Raw genomic sequence first — 16,387 nt, 5'->3', positions numbered from 1 at the left:
ATCCCTCAAACAAAAGTATCCGTGAACATGGCGCAGGCCGAGCGCAGCGACAGCTGCTCCTGCTGCAGACAGGCGGAAAACCGGCGCAGCGCCGCATCGCGTCCCAGCTGCTCCTCGACCCAGTCGAGCTGGTCGAACACGATCAGCCGTTCGCTGCCGGCCTGCGGATCGATCAGCGCGCGCAAGCCATGCGGGTCGGCGCCGCAAAAACCGATCACCAGCACGGGCGCCTCGTCGAGGTGGGAAAAGAACAGCGCCAGTTCGAAATCGGCCTGGCGCAGGAAAGGCGCGATCAGTTGCAGCCAGAAGCTGGCCACCAGTTCGCGCAACTGCGCGTCCTGCGGCAACGGCAGGACCAGGCTTTTTTCCAGGCGCGGCAAGCCGCTCCGGCGCACCGGCCGCAGCAGCAGGCCCAGGCCCAGCAGCAATTCGCGCACCGTCACGGGGAACGCGGGCGAAGCGAGCATCGCTTGCAGGCCATGCACGGTCTGCGCCTGCAAAAAGGCGGCCAGCCGCGCCGTGTGGCACGGTGCGGCCGGTTCGATTTCCACCACGTTGCCGGCCAGCGCCAGCAAGGCCGGACCCGGCTCCGGGCTGCTCACGATGCCCTGCGACAGCTGCTCCACGCGCTGCCACAGGGGCGCCAGCGCCAGCGGGCTGCAGCCGACAAAGGCTTCGGCGTCGTCGATTTCCAGCGCGCCCATGGCCATGAAGGGAAAGCGCCGCAGCGACTGGTCGTTGCTCGCTTCGAGGCGCCCGGCGATGGCGCGCCGGCTGCGCGTGCCGACGAAGGCGAAGCGCAGCGGCGGCAAGGCGTCGTAATTGAGCTTCCAGCGCGGTTCCACCGTCAGGGCTGTCATGACCTGCGCCAGCCAGTCGTCGAGCAGCTGCACCAGCGCGTGATTGTCGCAAGCCTTGATGAAATCGCCGCGCGCGGGGATCTTGCCGAAGTAGCCGAGGCGCACCTGCTGCTGCGCGCGCATCATGGCGACACTCCCGCTGCCGCGGCGATGACCGGCACGGGCGCCGGAGCACCCACGATGGTCTCGGGCAGCTGCATGCCGCGAAAGCCCTGCTCCTGCAGCGCCGCAGTTCCGCCCGCCCCCGTCGCCGTCGTTTCCGCGCTGCTGGTGATTTTCAGGTCGACCGCCACGGCCACCTCGCCGCGCGCCCAGCGCAGTTCGAACACGCCGCCATCCTTGCGCTTCTTGGCCGCCGCATCGATCATGCGCTTCAGGCCGAACTGTCCCGGCTCGTTGAACAATTCCACCGTGCGCCCGTCGAAGGTGACGGCCGTGATGCGCGCCCCTTGCATGCCCGCCGCGCCCTGCGGACCGGGATGCACCATGTTCGTCCACTGCGCCGGCGTGTTGCGGTAGCGCAGCTGCTGGCCATCGATCTCCACCGTGTATTCCAGCGTGCCCGGTGCGGGCGACGGCTGGATCTGGAAGACGGTTTGCGCCGCCGTCGAAGTGGCTGCCACGCCGCCCGCGCCCAGCGGCGCGATCCAGCCGGGAAAGCGCGCCACCACCTGCGGCGACAGGCTGATGCCCATGTCGGCCCAGGTGCGCGGCGCCAGCACGTCGCCGCGCCGCACCACCAGGGGGCCCATGGAGGTCGTGACGAATTTCGCCACCAGGCCTTCCGGGCCGAAGAACTGGCCGATCTCCAGGTTGCTCGCCTCGATGCGCGCCGTGGGCGCAAACGGATATTTGTTGGCCAGCGATTTCTGGAACGGCTCATACACCTGCGCCACCCAGGTCTTGTTGATATCGAGTTCGGCCGGCGCGACGATGACGGCAAAGGTCTGCATCAGCGGACGCACGAGGATGGGGCGTATCGCCTGCTTTTGCGCGTCGCTCATCCCCGTGAGCAGCTGCTCGTCGACCAGTTTCAGGGCGTCGGCCAGCTCGGAGCCGCTGCCCTCCAGCGTCTGCTGCATGAACTGGCGCGCGCCCGGCCCCGCGTCGCCCTGGTTCTTCAGCAAATTCAAACGGCTGCGCAGTTTCGACAGCGCTTCCAGGTAGGCGCGCATCAGCGAGGCATTGTTATCCCTGGCCGCCACCAGCTTGCCCACGCCGGCAAATTCGCGTCCCACGGGGCCCATGGGTTTATCCAGGCGCGCCGGATCGAGCTGCGCATTGAGGCCCGGACTGCCCGTCAGCTGCGACGGCGCGCGGCGCAGCACGGTTTCCTTGAACCAGGCGACGATGCCCCGCTCGGCCTTGCGCAATTGAGCATTTTGCAGCGCCGGGTTGTCCCACGAGGTTTCCTCGTAGATCGTCGTCAGCAGTCTGGCGATCGGCGACGACTGCGGGTCACCCAGGCGGTTCATCGCCTGCACGGCGCCGTCAAAACCCTTCAGGTCGGCGACGGCCACGCCCTGCACGAATTTTTGCCATTCGCGCGCATAGTCGGCCTTGTACATGGCCACGAGGTTTTTCTCGATCTGCTCCGGACTGCCTTCCAGGGTCAGGTCGTCGGTGGAGGCGCTTTTCAGCACCCAGTCGGCGCTTTGCAGTTCGCGGTTGGCGGCGTCGCGAAACGCGCCCTCGACGAACTTATCCCAGGCCTGGCGCGTAAAGGCGCCGGAGACGGCATAGCTGCCCGCCAGCAGGGCCTGATCCTGTTCGCCGACGATGCGCGCCACCGTCATGCCGGGAAAACGCGTCGAGGCGCGCGCCTTGATGTCGGCATACACGCGCTCGCGCGCCGGCATGCCGCGCACCACGCGGCGCAGGTTGTCGCGCGCCTGGTCGACCAGCGCCAGCTTCTGCTCGATGCGCGGCCAGGACGGGTCGCCGATCTGCGCCAGGTAAAACGTCAGCAGCCGTTCGGCGCTGCGTATCATCTGCTCGCGCGGCATGGCGCCCCGGTTGCCCTCCAGCCAGCCGCGCCAGAAACGCGTCATCTGGTCGTTCAGATGGCTGCTTTCCGCATGCGTCTTGTCGGCCAGCATCAGATAGGTTTTCAGCGCGTTGTAGGCGTCTTCCACATTCGTCGCGCTGGCCGCCTGGTACTGCACGCTGCGCGGCGCTGCCGTAGGCGACGCGGCGGCTGGCGTCTGCGGCGTGCGCGCCGTGGGCTGCAGCTGGTCGGCGCTGGCGTTCATCTCGAACAGCAAGGCTTCCAGCGCGCCCGCCACGGGGGCGAGCATGACCTGGCGCGCGCCGGCAAAATATTCCTCGCGCAGCTTGCGCTCAAGTAAGTCGCCCTGATACAGGCCCAGGCGCAAGGACCACGGCCTTTGCTCCCGGTACGCTTCCAGCTGCTCGATGCGGTCCTGTAATATTTCGAGCGCTTCCAGGCGCGACTGCAAGTCCAGACGCTTCTCCTGCAGCTTCACCACTTTGTTCAGATCGGCCTCGACGTTGGCCACCAGTTGCCGGTTGCCCAGGTAGGACCAGCTCCAGCCGCCCAGGCAGGCGCCCAGCGACACGGTGGCGGCAAAGAACACGGCATATTTGAAGCGCAGCCTGGCGCGGTTGGCATAGGTGGCCACGAGGTGCTTGTCAGCAAAAATCACCTTGCGGAACAACTCCAGCAGGAAATAGCCATGCTGGCGCGCGCCCGATGGCACGGCGGCCGGGGCCGGCGCGAAGGCCAGGTCGAAGCGGCGCGCCACCTGCTGCGAGGAGGCACTGACGGGCTCGCCCTCCTGCAGCGCGCTGGTAAAGTAAAAACCGCGGAAGACGGGCTGGAACTGGAACGGATTTTCCTCGAACAGGGTGGCGATGAAGGCGCGCAGGGCCGGCTTGATGGCGGCAAATTCCAGCGGAAACGTAAACACGCCCGGAGCCATCGTCTTGCGTTGCCGGTGCGCCATGTTGGCCAGGCTCAGCTCCGTCAAGCCATCGTGCAATTCATCGAAACTCTGGTCGAAAAAACTCAGCAAGTCGGCCGTGGGCAGCTTGCGCTGATACGGCATGGTGGCGCCCCATACGCGCTCGCGCTCGCTGCGTTCGGCGTCCGCGAAAAACTCCGTGAAGCCGGCGATCAGGTCCGCCTTGGTAAACACGATGTACAGGGGCGCGAACACTTCCAGGCGCTCGATGACGTCCTGCACGCGCTTGCGCAGGCTGCGCGCCAGTTGCATGCCGACATCGGGGTCGCCCTTCAATTCGGCGATGCTGACGGCGATGAGGATGCCGTTGATGGGCGCCTTGCGCCGGTATTTTTTCAGCAGGTCGAGAAAGCCGAACCACTCGCCCCGGTGCTCGTCGACGACGGAGTAGCGCCCCGCCGTGTCGAGCACGATGCCGTCGGTGGTAAAAAACCAGTCGCAGTTGCGCGTGCCGCCCACGCCTTGCACGACCTTGCCGTCGGCGAAAGGGAATTGCAGGCCCGACTGCAGGATGGCGCTGCTCTTTCCGGCGGCCGGATTGCCGATGATCATGTACCACGGCAATTCGTACAGGGCGGCGGCGCCCGACTTGAGGCCCAGCTTGGATGTCTTGATGGTCTCGATGGCGGCCAGCATGCCCGTGCGCACGGCATCGAGTTCGCCCTGCTGGGTGTTGCTGGCCGTCGAGGATGAGGCCGCCTGCGCGGCGGCGATCTCGGCCTCGTTGAGGATGGCCTGGCCCAGCGCCTGCGCATTGCGCCGCGCGCGGCGCCGGCGCCACAGCCACAGGCCCAGCCACGTGACAAAAGCCAGCAGCAACAAGGCCAGCGCCCAGATCAGCGCCACTTCCAGCACCTCGGCGCCCAGGTACAGGGACACGGCCAGCGCCACGAAGCCGAGGATGGTCAGATTGCGGCTGTCGGTGAGGAAATGCCAGAGTCGTCGCAGCATGATGAGCCCAGGGTGAGGTCGCAAAACAGGAGGAACGCCGCCGCGCAGCGAGGCGGATTCGGCCCATGCTGACAGCAATGCGGCGCGCCTTTGTTGACATACGACAAGTTCCAAGCGCCAGCGCACGGCACGCGCCGGTGTGCCATTGACGCTGCGCAAGTAAGCTTGCAGTGGTGAAATTCAGGCCGGTACGCGGCGCTAGAATGGCTGGCGCGGCTTACTTGCCCAGCCCGCGCGGTTGCGGCAATTCCGTGTGGCCAAAATCCATCATGGTCCAGCGCCCGCCCCAGCGCAGGCCCACCGATTCGGCCGTCACGCCATATAAACGGTAGCCGCGCATGGCCCAGGCATTTTTTTCAGAAATGATGAGCTTTCCTTCATGCAAGAATGCGCAATCGGCGGCCAGGCCGTACTGGTGATAGCTTTGAAACGCCCTCGCGTTGGTCACGTTCGGCCCGGCCGCCGCCAGCTGGTCCTGGCGCGCCGGGCTGCGGTAGCCTTCCAGCAAGACCATGTCGTAGCCATGCATCTCCTTCATGATCTTGAAGACAAGCAGCAGGCGCTGCGCGTAATCGTGGTCGAGCAATTGCCAGTTGCGGCTGGCGCCGCCCAGCAGCGGACGCAGCTGCGTCACCTCCGCCGTGGAAAACAGCAGCGGCGGCAGGGTCAAAGGCGGCACCAGCTGCTCGCCTTTCAGCAAGTCGCTGACCTGGTCATTGATGACGTGTTGCTGGTCGGCATAGCCGCGCAGGGCGATCCGGTCGCTGGACAGCCAGGCCAGCAGCGGGGGCACGATGACGAGCACGCTTCCTGCCAGGCTCAGCCAGCGATGCCGCCACAGCAGTTGCCTAGCGCGTGCCATGCCCGAGCCCGTGTGCCGCTGCACGCGCTGCCACTGCGCGCCGCCGCCCCGCTGCAACCCTTGTGCGCGCCGCTGCATGCGCCAGCCCAGGTTGACGAGTGTGTGCAGCACGATGGCGCGGCCGCCGGGAAACAGCAGCAGCCAGCAAGCGAGACAGGCGAGCAGGAAATACATCAGGACCAGGGCGACAAACATGGGGCGCTCCGTGACGGGAATCGGCGGGACCGGGCAATCCATTGCTCGGCGGTATCGCTAGATCGTAGGCGTCCGCGGCCCGCATGAGCGCGGTTTACATCAAGGTCAGTCGAATTTGATCCATTGCGGAGGTGATATTTTGTCTTTACTGAAAACCGGAGATGGCCAGGCGCACGGTCCTGACCTGCTGAGCAAGGCGGGCGCGGCAGGCGCGCGCATCGAAGGCAAGGGCATCCTGTCGCAGCTCGAGCACGGCGCCGCCGCGCCCGCAGCCATGCCGGCTCCGCGCTGGCGCCCCGGCTGGCGCTACGGCGCCGCCGGCGCACTGTGCCTGGCGGTGCTGATCACGGCCGTGCTCGCCTACGACACGGAGGTGCCACCCCTGCCGCCGGCGCCCGCCACAGCCATGACCGAGATTCCGCCCGCGCCAGCAGCAACGGTGCTGCCGCACACGGCGCAGGCGGCCACCATCGTCAATACGGCGGCGCCGCCCTTGTCTGCTGCGGTCGCCGCGACAGCAAGCGCCCCGCCCAAGGCGCTGGCGCCCGCGCGCCAGGCGGCCGCCCGCCCACAGGGAGCGAAACCGGCCGCCGCATCCAGCGACAGCGACGTCGCCTTGCTCACGGCGATGGTCGCGCATGCGCACCGGCAGGAAGGCATGGCGCCGCCCGTGCGCGACGTGGTGCTGCGCAGGCAGGAACCGGGACAGGAACAGGAAACGGCGGAACTGTTGCAGCGCTGTCAGCAGTTGGGCCTGATCGAAGGCATGCTGTGCCGTTCGCGCATCTGCTCGGGCCGCTGGGACAGCGATCCCGCCTGCCATTGAACGCCAGGGCGCCGCATGAAACCTCAGGCGCGTTCGGACACTTCGATCAGGTTACGGTCCGGGTCGCGCAGATACACGGAGCGGATGGGCCAATTGGCGCCCGTGCGGGACACCGGCCCTTCCTCGATGGCAATGTCCAGCGCCGCCAGATGGGCGATGAACACGTCCAGCGGCACGGCGGCGATGAAGCACAGGTCGAGCGCGCCGGGTGTGGGCAGGTCCGCCTTGGGCAGGAATTCCTTGCCGGCTTCATGCAGATTGATCTTTTGCGCGCCAAACTTGAAGGCATGGCGGCCGGCGCCGAACGTTTCCAGCTGCATGCCCAGCACGCGCGTATAGAAATCAATGCAGGCCGGTTTGTCGCGGGTGGTCAATACCAGGTGATCGAGGTGGTCTATCATATAGTTTTCGGGTGAGCGGCCGCGTCCATGCGGCCTTGCAAAAAGCCTTCCATCAGCGCCAGCAATGCCTGCGGCTGCTCCTGGTGCGGCGTATGCCCGCACTGCTCGACCATGGCGGGCATGGCGTTGAGGGCCTGCGCCACGATGGTGTCGACCTGGGCCGCGCTGCCGTACTGGTCCTCGCTGCCCTGCACCACCAGCGCCGGGCATTCGACGGAAGGCAGCAGGTATTCGATGTTCCAGAACTGGAAACCGTAGCTGAGCCAGGTGTCCGACCAGGCCTTGAAAATGGTTTCCGTCTTGTCGCCATGGTATTTCGCCAGCGCGCGCAGCTTGCCCGCGCCGAACGCCGCGTCCGCCACGCGGATGCCATCGAGCGTGATGCCTTCGACAAACACGTGCGCCGCCTCGGTAATGATGCCGCGCAGGCGCGGCGGCTGCTGTGCCGCATAGATCAGGGCGATGCTGCCGCCATCGGAGTGGCCGACGAGAAAATGGTCCTGCCCCGGCAGCAGTGCCGCGAGTACTTGCGGCAGTTCGCACAGCGCGTAGTCGTGCAAATAATGGAGCTGGCGCCGCGCCGCCAGCGGCGAAGACCGCCCATAGCCGTGGCGGTCATACAGCAAGCCACGGCACCCCGTCGCCTGGCATAGCTGCGCGGGAAAATCTTTCCACATCGCACAGCAACCGAGTCCTTCGTGCAGGAATACCAGGCAGGGCTTGGCGGGGTCGCCTTCGATCAGTTCGTAATAGATATCGGTTTCGGCACTCAGGTTCAGTATCGGCATGGGCTAGGCTCGCAACGGGTTCCGTATCGGCAGGTCGGCTGGGCCTATTGTGCCATTGTCCTGCGCCGCATGCGTGGCGGCCCCGTAAAAATAGCCTGGGGGAAAAGATCTCGCCACCTGCCTGCAAGGTGTTTGCGCCAGCACAATCGCACGCCGCTTTTCCGGCGGCCCAGCGCGCTTTCCGCCCCTGTGTACGCCTAGAATGAATTACTCCAACAGCATGGAGCAGGCGGCTACCTTATCAGCCAGGACGTGACACTGGCCGTCACGGCAGCACAGATAGGGCGTCTTGCCGCACGACGACAGGCGCGGCGTCCAAACTATCGATCAGGAGTACATCATGGAAATGAAAGTAGAACATCGCACCGGCAGCAACCTGGCACTGGATGAAACCGATACGCCGATGGAGCAGGAAGGCCAAAGCGCCCAAGGCGCGGCCGCGCAGGACTTGAACCTGAGTTCCGCCGCCTTCACCACCTACTATACGTGGACGGCCAATGGCGTGCATCCTTCGGTCAACTTCGTCAATGCCAATGTGCACGCCAATTCGCGCGTATTCCTCAATATCAGCGAATATGGCGCGAATCCCCAGGACCGTTTCATCGGTGCCGCCCGCATGGCCGTGTATAACATCGCGCCCTACAACGGCGGCTTCAAGGCCTGGGTGGAAATCTCCTGGGGCAGCCCGCTCAAGGTGCGCTTCGACGTGTTTGTCGATCCCTGATCCGGGCATCATTGCGCGTGCCCCTGCCACCAGCGGGATGGCATCGCGCAGGCCGTTGCTACACTGACGGGATGGCAAGCATGGATGAAAACCATGCGCACATGACAAAAGGGCCACGTGTTGCCACGTGGCCCTTTGCTGCTGCTTGTTCTGGCTCCCCGACCTGGACTCGAACCAGGGACCTGCGGATTAACAGTCCGTCGCTCTACCAACTGAGCTATCAGGGAAAGGAGGCCGCATTATATACGTCAAAATTTCCCATGTCCAGTCGTTACTACATGGTTGCTGCATGGCCAGCAAAACAGGCAGCCAGGGAGCATGCCTCGCCAGGCGGCAGGCTCCGTCTGCGCGCCGCCAAGCAAGATAGTAGAATAGCCATGCCTTGCCGGCACGCAAGGCGCACAACGGCATGCCGACAGCGGGGCGTCAACCACGCCGCCGCGCGGACATGCGCTTGCAAGGTTCGCCTTGCCCGAGCCTGACTGCCCTTGCCCGACATGACAGAATCAAGCGCAACCCTGGTAGACAAGGCCGGCAGCGGCGACAGCTCGGCGGAAATTGCCGAACATATGGCGGCCGCCATCGTGGCGCGCCAATTGCCGCCCGGTACACGGCTGCGCGAAGAGGCGCTGTGCCGCCTGTATGGCGTCAGCCGCACCAAGATCCGCGCCGCCCTGCTGATTCTTTCGAAAGACAAACTGATCCGCATGGTGCCCGACAAGGGCGCCTTCGTCAGCCAGCCCAGTGAAGCGGAAGCGCGCGACATCTTTGCCGCGCGGCGCACCATCGAAGCGGCCCTGGCGCGCGAATTCGTCGCGCAGGCCAAACCTGCCGACTACCGGATGCTCGATCGGCACCTGAAAGCGGAACGCCTGGCGCTGGCGCAAGCGACGCCGCTGCGCTCGCAACTGCTGGGCGACTTCCACGTCTTGCTGGCCGATATCGCCGGCAACGCCGTTCTGCGCGACATCGTGCGCGAACTGGTGGGCCGCAGCTCGCTCATCACCATGCTGTATCAGTCGGGCCACGCGGCGGCCTGCTCGTGCGACGAGCACGGCCGCTTTCTCGATGCGGCACGCGGCGGCGACGCCGATCTGGCGGCGCGCCTGATGGTCGAGCACCTGGCGCATGTGGAAGCGGCCTTGCGCTTTGACGGCAGCGCTGGCGACACCAGGAAAGACCTGGTGGCGGCGCTGCTGATGTAAGCGGCGCCAAACGCAAAAGGCCGCCCTGCTGGTGCACGGGCGGCCTTGTCACTGCTTGCCGTCAAACTTGCTATTCTCCCAGGTAGATGAACTTGAACAGGAAGATGGCGGCGATGATGTAGGCCACCACCGATACCTGCTTGCCCTTGCCCGTCAACAGTTTCAATACAGCATAGGTGATGAAACCAAAGGCCACGCCGCTGGCCACCGAATACGTAAACGGCATCATCAGCGCCGTGATGGCGGCCGGGATGCTTTCCGTGCTGTCATCCCAGTCGATGAAGGTCAGTTCGCGCAGCATCAGGCAGGCCACGTACAGCAGCGCGGGGGCCGTCGCGTACGGCGGCACCGTGTGCGCCAGCGGGGCGAAGAACAGGCTGCCCAGGAACAGCAGCGCGACGGCGACGGCCGTCAAGCCCGTGCGTCCGCCCGCCTGCACGCCGGCTGCGCTTTCCACGAAGGCGGTGGTGCTCGACGTCCCCAGGCAGGCGCCGGCGGCGATCGCCGTGCTGTCGGCCAGCAAGGCCTTGTTCATGCGTTCCATCTTGCCGTCTTTCAGCAAGCCGGCACGGTTGGCCACGCCCATCAGGGTGCCCGTCGCATCGAACAGTTCGACCAGGAAAAACACCAGCACCACGTTGACGATGCCGATCGACAATGCGCCCATGATGTCGAGCTTGAACAAGGTCGGCTCGATGGCGGGCGGCGCCGAGACAATGCCGTTGAACTGGTTGCCGCCGAAGAAGAAGCTGGCGACGGTGATGGTGAGGATGCCGATCAGGATGGCGCCCGGCACTTTCAGGCGGTCCAGCGCGACGATGATGAAGAAGCCGAGGATGGCCAGGATGGGCGCCGCCTTGTGCAAGTCGCCCAGGGCGATGATGGTGGCCGGGTTCGACACGACCACGCCCGCGCTTTTCAGCGAGATGATCGCCAGGAACAGGCCGATACCGACCGTGATCGCCGTGCGCAGCGCGGGCGGGATGCTGTTGATGATCATCTCGCGTATCTTGAACAGGCTGACCAGGATGAACAGGCAGCCGGAAATGAAGACGGCGCCCAGCGCCACTTCCCAGCTCATGCCCATGCCCTTCACCACCGCGTACGAGAAATACGCATTCAAGCCCATGCCCGGCGCCAGCGCGATCGGATAGTTCGCGTACAGGCCCATGATCAGGGTGCCGATGGCGGCCGCCAGGCAGGTGGCGACAAACACGGAGTCTTTCGGCATGCCCGCGTCGCCGAGGATGCTCGGGTTGACGAAGATGATGTAGGCCATCGTCAGGAACGTGGTCAGGCCGGCCAGCAGCTCCGTGCGCACATTGGTCCCGTTGTCCTTCAGTTTGAAATAGCGTTCCAGGAACTGCATGATTAACCCCTTGTTTTGGTAAAACCGCGCGCCTGGTCTTGGCCACTGCGCATCTCTTTTCTTGCAAAAATTTACTTGGTCGGCGCGCCGGCCGGCTTGAAGGCCCACCAGCGGCTGCCCGCGAAATTCCAGACCAGCCCGATGCCCGTCGCCAGCACCTGCGCCAGCCAGTAATACCAGCCCAGCTGGTGCACGAGCAGCCACATCAGGCCCGTATTGATGCACCAGCCTATGCCCAGCAAGGTGAAATACTTGCTGGCCGCCTCGCCATGACCCTTGTCGCTTTTAAACGTGAAAAAGTAATTGAGCAGGTAGTTGACGACGGAACCGAGGATGTAGCCGATGCCGGACGCAAAGGCGGCGCTGATGCCAGCCCATTCCACGCCCCCCCACAGCACGCTGTATTGCACGGCCGTGCCGGAAGCGCCGACGGCGGCGAAACGCAAGAATTGGTGATGCAGGGAATGGGACATTGTTAATTTTTAAATGAACGCAAGCAGGATCGGGCCAGAATAAAAAATGGCTACGATTGCTCGTAACCATTTTTCAGCCTGCATTTTACTGCAAGTTGCGCCCAACGTTCATATTCGCCGCCGATTCTATGCTTATTCCTTGCCTTGGCGGCGCCGGCGCAGCCACACGAACAGCGCGATCAGCAGCAAGAGGCCGGTGATGCCGCCCGGCAGCATGAACGGCTGAGCACGCGCCAGCACGGGCTTCTCGCCGCCGCTGCGCGCCTGCGCAACATAAGCGGGCGTCACCGACACATCCGGATTGCCATACTGTTTCAGCACGTAATTGGCGATCGAGGCGATCTGCTCGTCCGTCAATGGCTGCACGTAGGAACGCTGGTCGAAACGGGGCATGAACGCTTCGTGCTCTTCCCCGTCGATCTTGCGCTCGACGCCAAACAGGATGGCCGACACCAGGTTGGCCGGCGTGGCGCCGCCCGTCGCCGTGTTGTGGAACAGCGCAGGATAACTTTGCCCCGTGCTGCCGGCGCCGCTGGCCGAATGGCAACTGGCGCAATAGCCGGAAAACAGCACGGCGCCGCTATTCAAGGAATGGCGCTCGGTGGCGCCGGCCATGCCGCGCAGTGCCGCTTCTTCGCTGGCGGCGCTGCCATGGCTGAAGGCGGCCTTGCTCTGGCCCGGCGCGCGCACGGGCGGCACCGTGCGCAGCCACGCCACGATGGCGGCCACGTCGTCATCGCGCAAAAATTGCAGGCTGTTCTGGATGGCTTCGGCCATGCCGCCCGCCGCCTGCCCCTTGCCTTCCACGTGGCCCGTCTTCAGGTAAGCCGTCAGTTCCGCATCCGTCCAGGCGCCGATGCCGCTGACCTTGTCCGACGTGATATTCGGCGCATGCCAGGAGCCGAGCGCGGCGCCCGCCAGGGTCTGGCTGCCGATTTCCGCCATCAGCGCGTTGCGCGGCGTATGGCAGGCGCTGCAGTGCGCCAGGCCTTCGGCCAGGTAGGCGCCGCGGTTGATCTGCGCGCTCTTCGCCGGATCGGGCACGAAGCGTTTATTGTCGAGAAACAAGGTGTTCCAAGCCAGCATCGACAGACGCACATTGAATGGGAATGGCAGCGCCGTCTGGCGCGCCGGTTCATCGACGGGCTTGACTGCCTGCATGAAGTAGTAATACAGGTCGCCCACGTCCGCATCCGTCAGCTGCGCGTAGCTGGTGTAGGGCATGGCCGGATACAGATGGCTGCCATCGGCGCGCACGCCTGCGCGCAGCGCGCGCGCAAAGTCCGCCTCCGTGTAGTGGCCGATGCCGCCTTTTTTCGATGGCGTGATATTCGTCGCGTAGATCGTGCCCAGCGGCGAATCGATGGCGTAACCACCCGCATACGGCTTGCCGCCCGCCGCCGTATGGCAGGCCATGCAGTCGGCCGCGATGGCCAGGTAGCGGCCCCGTTCCAGGCGTGCATCGGGCTTGGCGGGTGTGCTTGCGGCCGGCGCGGCCGGACGGTCCGGCGTCAGGGTGACGGGCGGCGCCGGCGGCACAGGTGGTAAAGCACGCGCGGCCAGCGGCAAGCCGGCCGCCAGGGTCAGGCCCAGCAAGAAACGGCGCATCATGCCGCCTCCCTTGCCAGGGTACGGGCGATATCGTCGGCCGCGCGCAAGCCGAGCGCGGCCATGCTGAGTGTCGTGTTGACCACGCTGGCCGACGGCATGGCGCCGCCACCGGGCAGCCACAGGTTGGCATGGTCGTGGGCGCGGCAATTGCCGTCCACCACGGAGTCAAGACGGTTACTGCCCATGATGACGCCGCCCATGATGTGGTTATTCGCGTTCAGGCTGTCGGTGATATGAAATTCCACGGCGCCGAACAGCTTGCCGATGTGCTCGAGTTGCGCATGCGCGGCCTTCGCGCCATCGCGCACGTAATCGCCCACGTCATAGTAGATGTCGGGACAGGCCAGGCCCAGCGGATCCTTGCGCGTCTTGCTCAAGGTCAAGCGGTTGTGCGCTTCGGGCAGCGGTTCCAGGCTGATCGACAGGTCCACGCCAAACGCGGCGCGGCGGCGGATCTCGTCGTCGAGATCCTTGCCCACCAGGCCCAGCTTCAAGGACTGCTGGGTAGCCGGCCCGACTCTGGTGATGTTATTCAGGATCATCTTGTTGGCCGAATACTGCGCGCGGAACGCGCCGTCGCGCGGGCCTACCAGGCAGCTGCTCTGCGCGGGGCCACGTCCCGTCCAGATCGGTTCATTGGCCAGGAAGGTACAGTGGAAACCCGAGTGGTCCATCATGTTGCGGCCGACTTGATCCGAACTGTTGGCGATGCCATTCGGATTGTTCTGGTTGGCCGCCAGCAGCAGCAAGCGCGGCGTTTCGATGCCATTGCAGGCAATCACGAAAGCCTTGCCCGTCGCCATGTGCGACTGTTTCTTGGCGTCATACCAGTGCACGGCCGTGACGCGGTTGTTGTGGTCCGTATCGATGCGGTAGACGACAGCCTCGGCCAGCACGCCAGCGCCCTTCAGTTCGGCCCGCTCCACGTGGTGGATGCCGTTGTACATGGCGCCAATGGGGCAGATCGGTTGGCAATTGTTATTGCCGCAGCAAGTCGGACGGCCCTGCCATGGGCGCGTCGAGCGGCCTTGCGGGATCGGCACGGAACGGTAGCCGTGCGGGTTGACCACTTCGGCGAAGCGCTTGTCGCCATAGCCCCAGGGCACCATGTCCATCGGGTACGGCGCGCTGCGCTCGCTGGGCGACTGCAGCGCGGGATCGTTGGGGCCGGCCACGCCCATTTCCTGCTCGGCACGGCAATAGTACGGTTCCAGCTCATCGTAGGAAATGGCCCAGTCGCGCCCGACGCCGTAATCGCTTTTCATGCGCATGTCGGACGGCAAGTGGCGCCAGCACGACGCGGCCCAATGCCAGGTCGTGCCGCCCACCGTGCGCAGATAGCCCTGCTGGAAACTGCTGCCGTTGGGACCCGATACTTCCACGTAGTTATTCTTCGGGAAATACAGCGGTGCAGGCGCATTCTCCGCCTGCGGATACAGGCCCTGGAAGTCGGAGCCGACGCGGTTCTCGAACGGCATGTTGCGCCAGTTTTCCACGGCTTGCCCCCGCTCGATACGCAGGCCCGCTTCCAGCATGATCACGGAATGGCCTTGCGCGGCCAGCTGGTCGGCCATCATGGCACCGACGACACCCGTGCCGACGATGACGACATCGGCGACGACGTCGCCATTACTCTTGAATTGCGGTGATTTCATTTTGCTTGCTTGCCTTTCGGTTCGGGAGTGCCCGTAGTGGCCGGGGCCGGTACGGGTTTCGGTGCCACGGGGGCGGAGACGCGCACGGCCGGCGGCGCCTTCAGCCACCACAGGGGGCCGTAATTGCAATACGTCGGCACGACCTGGCCATCGGCCACCGTGCGGTACATCAAGGCTTCCGCATACGCGACAACGATGGACTGCGTGCCCTGCGCCGCATTGCCGGCGACGGTGCCCGTGTACCAGGCGGCAACGATGGCCAGCGCCAGCTCGCGCAGACTCGCATCGGCGGCGCTGGCGGCCGCCAGCAGGGCCTTGGCTTCCTGGCCCGTGACGAGCAGCGCGCCCAGCTGCGGCAAGCGCTCGGCGAAGCCGGGCACGTTCGTGCGCATGGCTTGCTCGATGCGCGCCGCCGTCGCGGCGGACAGATCGCGGTGGCCCGTGATGGTTTGCGACAAGCTATAGAACAGCATGGTGGCCGGCGCCGGTCCGGCAGCCGGCGCGCTGGCCGGAGACGGCATGGCGGCCGACAGGGGATTGCTCCAGAAACCGGCCTGCGCCAGCAAGGCGGCCAGGCCGATCAGGGCGTGGCGGCGGCTGATGCGGGGAAGGGATGAAACGGATGTTGCAGATGGTTCGCTGCCTGGATAGTTCATGAGACTCCCGCAAGACTTGTTGTTTTGTTGACTTCGATGATTGCGTTACATTGCATATGCGCATATGGAACCGGTTCCATATTATCCTACAGAAGTAAATTGTCTGCCAATGTAGTATTACTATTGTGAATCACCCAAGACGATGTCGCCATGCACGCGGATGCGCGTCAGCGATCGGGGCGCCTGCTCCAGCACGTCGGGCAGGCGCATCCGGGGCGCGCCGGTCCAGGCCCAGGTGCACGCTGAGGGACGCCGGCAGCAGCGCCGCCGCGGGCGCCTGCGCGTACAGAGTGCGCGGGGTGGCAACCTGCGCTTCCTTGCCCAGCGCCATATTCATGGTTTCGCTCACGATCACGTCCGGCATGGCGCCGGCAGGAATGCGCCAGGCGGGCCGCGTCGGCGCAAATGTATTCGGCGACGTGGCCGTCCAGGCCCAGGGCAGCAATCAGCTCGCGCGCATACGTCAGGGTCTCCTTGTGCACGTCGAGGATGGCGAACCGCACTTGGCTGGCATCGAGCAGCGCCATCACGGGCAAGGCCAGCAGGGCAAACGGTCCGCAGCGCGCACACGGGCCGCCCGTTACTCACGTCCAGGCGCTCGCGCACGGCCAGCGCCAGGCCCTGGATGAAGGCGGCGCTGCGGTACGGTTTGCGCGCACAGTCCCGCCTGCACGGGCGAGATGGTCCAGCCGCTGGGCAGGAAACTCTCGCCATCGCGCAAGCCGTCCGGCCCGTCCATGGACAGGCGCGAGTGGCGTTCCACGAGCTGGCGCAACTGCAGCGTGTCGCCACCCAGGCTGGCCAGGGAGCGCCGCGCTGTACAGCTC

At 65.2% G+C, this 16,387-nt stretch carries 14 protein-coding genes and 1 tRNA gene; 3 read left to right on the top strand and 12 right to left on the bottom strand.

The window, feature by feature from the left end:
* Nucleotides 1–5 precede the first annotated feature (5 nt).
* The 3 genes from tagF to CBW66_RS01955 all read right to left on the bottom strand — a co-directional run bounded on the left by tagF (nt 6) and on the right by CBW66_RS01955 (nt 5,852).
* Complete coding sequence (gene tagF / locus CBW66_RS01965; protein WP_086136375.1) at nt 6–986, bottom strand: type VI secretion system-associated protein TagF; 981 nt, start codon at nt 984–986, stop codon at nt 6–8.
* Nucleotides 983–4,795: a type VI secretion system membrane subunit TssM gene (gene tssM, locus CBW66_RS01960; protein ID WP_086136374.1), complete on the bottom strand. Its 3,813-nt coding sequence runs from the start codon at nt 4,793–4,795 to the stop codon at nt 983–985. The genes tagF and tssM overlap by 4 nt, the downstream gene beginning before the upstream one ends.
* 217 nt (nt 4,796–5,012) lie before the next feature.
* Nucleotides 5,013–5,852 carry a M15 family metallopeptidase gene (locus CBW66_RS01955; RefSeq protein WP_086136373.1) on the bottom strand — a complete coding sequence of 280 codons (840 nt, stop codon included), beginning with the start codon at nt 5,850–5,852 and terminating at the stop codon, nt 5,013–5,015.
* A gap of 139 nt (nt 5,853–5,991) precedes the next feature.
* Between CBW66_RS01955 and CBW66_RS01950 the strand changes: the two genes are divergently transcribed.
* Nucleotides 5,992–6,678 (top strand): hypothetical protein, encoded by a 687-nt coding sequence (locus tag CBW66_RS01950; RefSeq protein WP_086136372.1) that lies wholly within the window; start codon nt 5,992–5,994, stop codon nt 6,676–6,678.
* A gap of 23 nt (nt 6,679–6,701) precedes the next feature.
* Here the strand turns inward: CBW66_RS01950 and CBW66_RS01945 are convergent, their stop codons facing one another.
* Both CBW66_RS01945 and CBW66_RS01940 read right to left on the bottom strand, forming a co-directional pair.
* Nucleotides 6,702–7,079, bottom strand: coding sequence for a VOC family protein (locus tag CBW66_RS01945; protein WP_086136371.1), 378 nt, complete (start codon nt 7,077–7,079; stop codon nt 6,702–6,704).
* Nucleotides 7,076–7,867, bottom strand: coding sequence for an alpha/beta fold hydrolase (locus CBW66_RS01940; protein WP_070288798.1), 792 nt, complete (start codon nt 7,865–7,867; stop codon nt 7,076–7,078). The genes CBW66_RS01945 and CBW66_RS01940 overlap by 4 nt, the downstream gene beginning before the upstream one ends.
* A 340-nt stretch (nt 7,868–8,207) precedes the next feature.
* Between CBW66_RS01940 and CBW66_RS01935 the strand changes: the two genes are divergently transcribed.
* A complete protein-coding gene (locus tag CBW66_RS01935; RefSeq protein ID WP_230491972.1) occupies nt 8,208–8,591 on the top strand; it encodes a hypothetical protein in 384 nt (127 codons plus the stop codon).
* Between the two features lie 151 nt (nt 8,592–8,742).
* Here the strand turns inward: CBW66_RS01935 and CBW66_RS01930 are convergent.
* A tRNA-Asn gene (locus CBW66_RS01930) sits at nt 8,743–8,818 on the bottom strand.
* A 270-nt stretch (nt 8,819–9,088) separates the two neighbouring features.
* Between CBW66_RS01930 and CBW66_RS01925 the strand changes: the two genes are divergently transcribed.
* Nucleotides 9,089–9,796 (top strand): GntR family transcriptional regulator, encoded by a 708-nt coding sequence (locus CBW66_RS01925; protein WP_086136453.1) that lies wholly within the window; start codon nt 9,089–9,091, stop codon nt 9,794–9,796.
* Nucleotides 9,797–9,866: 70 nt separating this feature from the next.
* Here CBW66_RS01925 and CBW66_RS01920 read toward each other — a convergent pair whose 3' ends face one another.
* The 6 genes from CBW66_RS01920 to CBW66_RS01895 form a co-directional block, all read right to left on the bottom strand.
* Entirely contained in the window at nt 9,867–11,165 is a 1,299-nt protein-coding gene (locus CBW66_RS01920; protein ID WP_086136369.1) for an NCS2 family permease, read from the bottom strand.
* Nucleotides 11,166–11,236: 71 nt separating this feature from the next.
* Complete coding sequence (locus tag CBW66_RS01915; RefSeq protein ID WP_086136368.1) at nt 11,237–11,638, bottom strand: GtrA family protein; 402 nt, start codon at nt 11,636–11,638, stop codon at nt 11,237–11,239.
* A gap of 132 nt (nt 11,639–11,770) precedes the next feature.
* A complete protein-coding gene (locus CBW66_RS01910) occupies nt 11,771–13,249 on the bottom strand; it encodes a c-type cytochrome (protein ID WP_329957597.1) in 1,479 nt (492 codons plus the stop codon).
* Complete coding sequence (locus tag CBW66_RS01905) at nt 13,246–14,904, bottom strand: GMC family oxidoreductase (RefSeq protein ID WP_086136367.1); 1,659 nt, start codon at nt 14,902–14,904, stop codon at nt 13,246–13,248. Before CBW66_RS01905 ends, CBW66_RS01910 begins: the two co-directional genes overlap by 4 nt.
* Nucleotides 14,901–15,560 carry a sugar dehydrogenase complex small subunit gene (locus CBW66_RS01900; protein WP_086136366.1) on the bottom strand — a complete coding sequence of 220 codons (660 nt, stop codon included), beginning with the start codon at nt 15,558–15,560 and terminating at the stop codon, nt 14,901–14,903. Before CBW66_RS01900 ends, CBW66_RS01905 begins: the two co-directional genes overlap by 4 nt.
* Nucleotides 15,561–15,690: 130 nt before the next feature.
* Entirely contained in the window at nt 15,691–15,924 is a 234-nt protein-coding gene (locus CBW66_RS01895) for a hypothetical protein (protein WP_139841534.1), read from the bottom strand.
* Nucleotides 15,925–16,387 lie beyond the last annotated feature (463 nt).

Source organism: Janthinobacterium sp. GW456P (genome assembly GCF_002127655.1).
Taxonomy (GTDB): Bacteria; Pseudomonadota; Gammaproteobacteria; order Burkholderiales; family Burkholderiaceae_D; genus Janthinobacterium.
The sequence above is the reverse complement of the archived record's forward strand: the minus strand, read 5'-3'. Positions and strand labels throughout refer to the sequence as shown.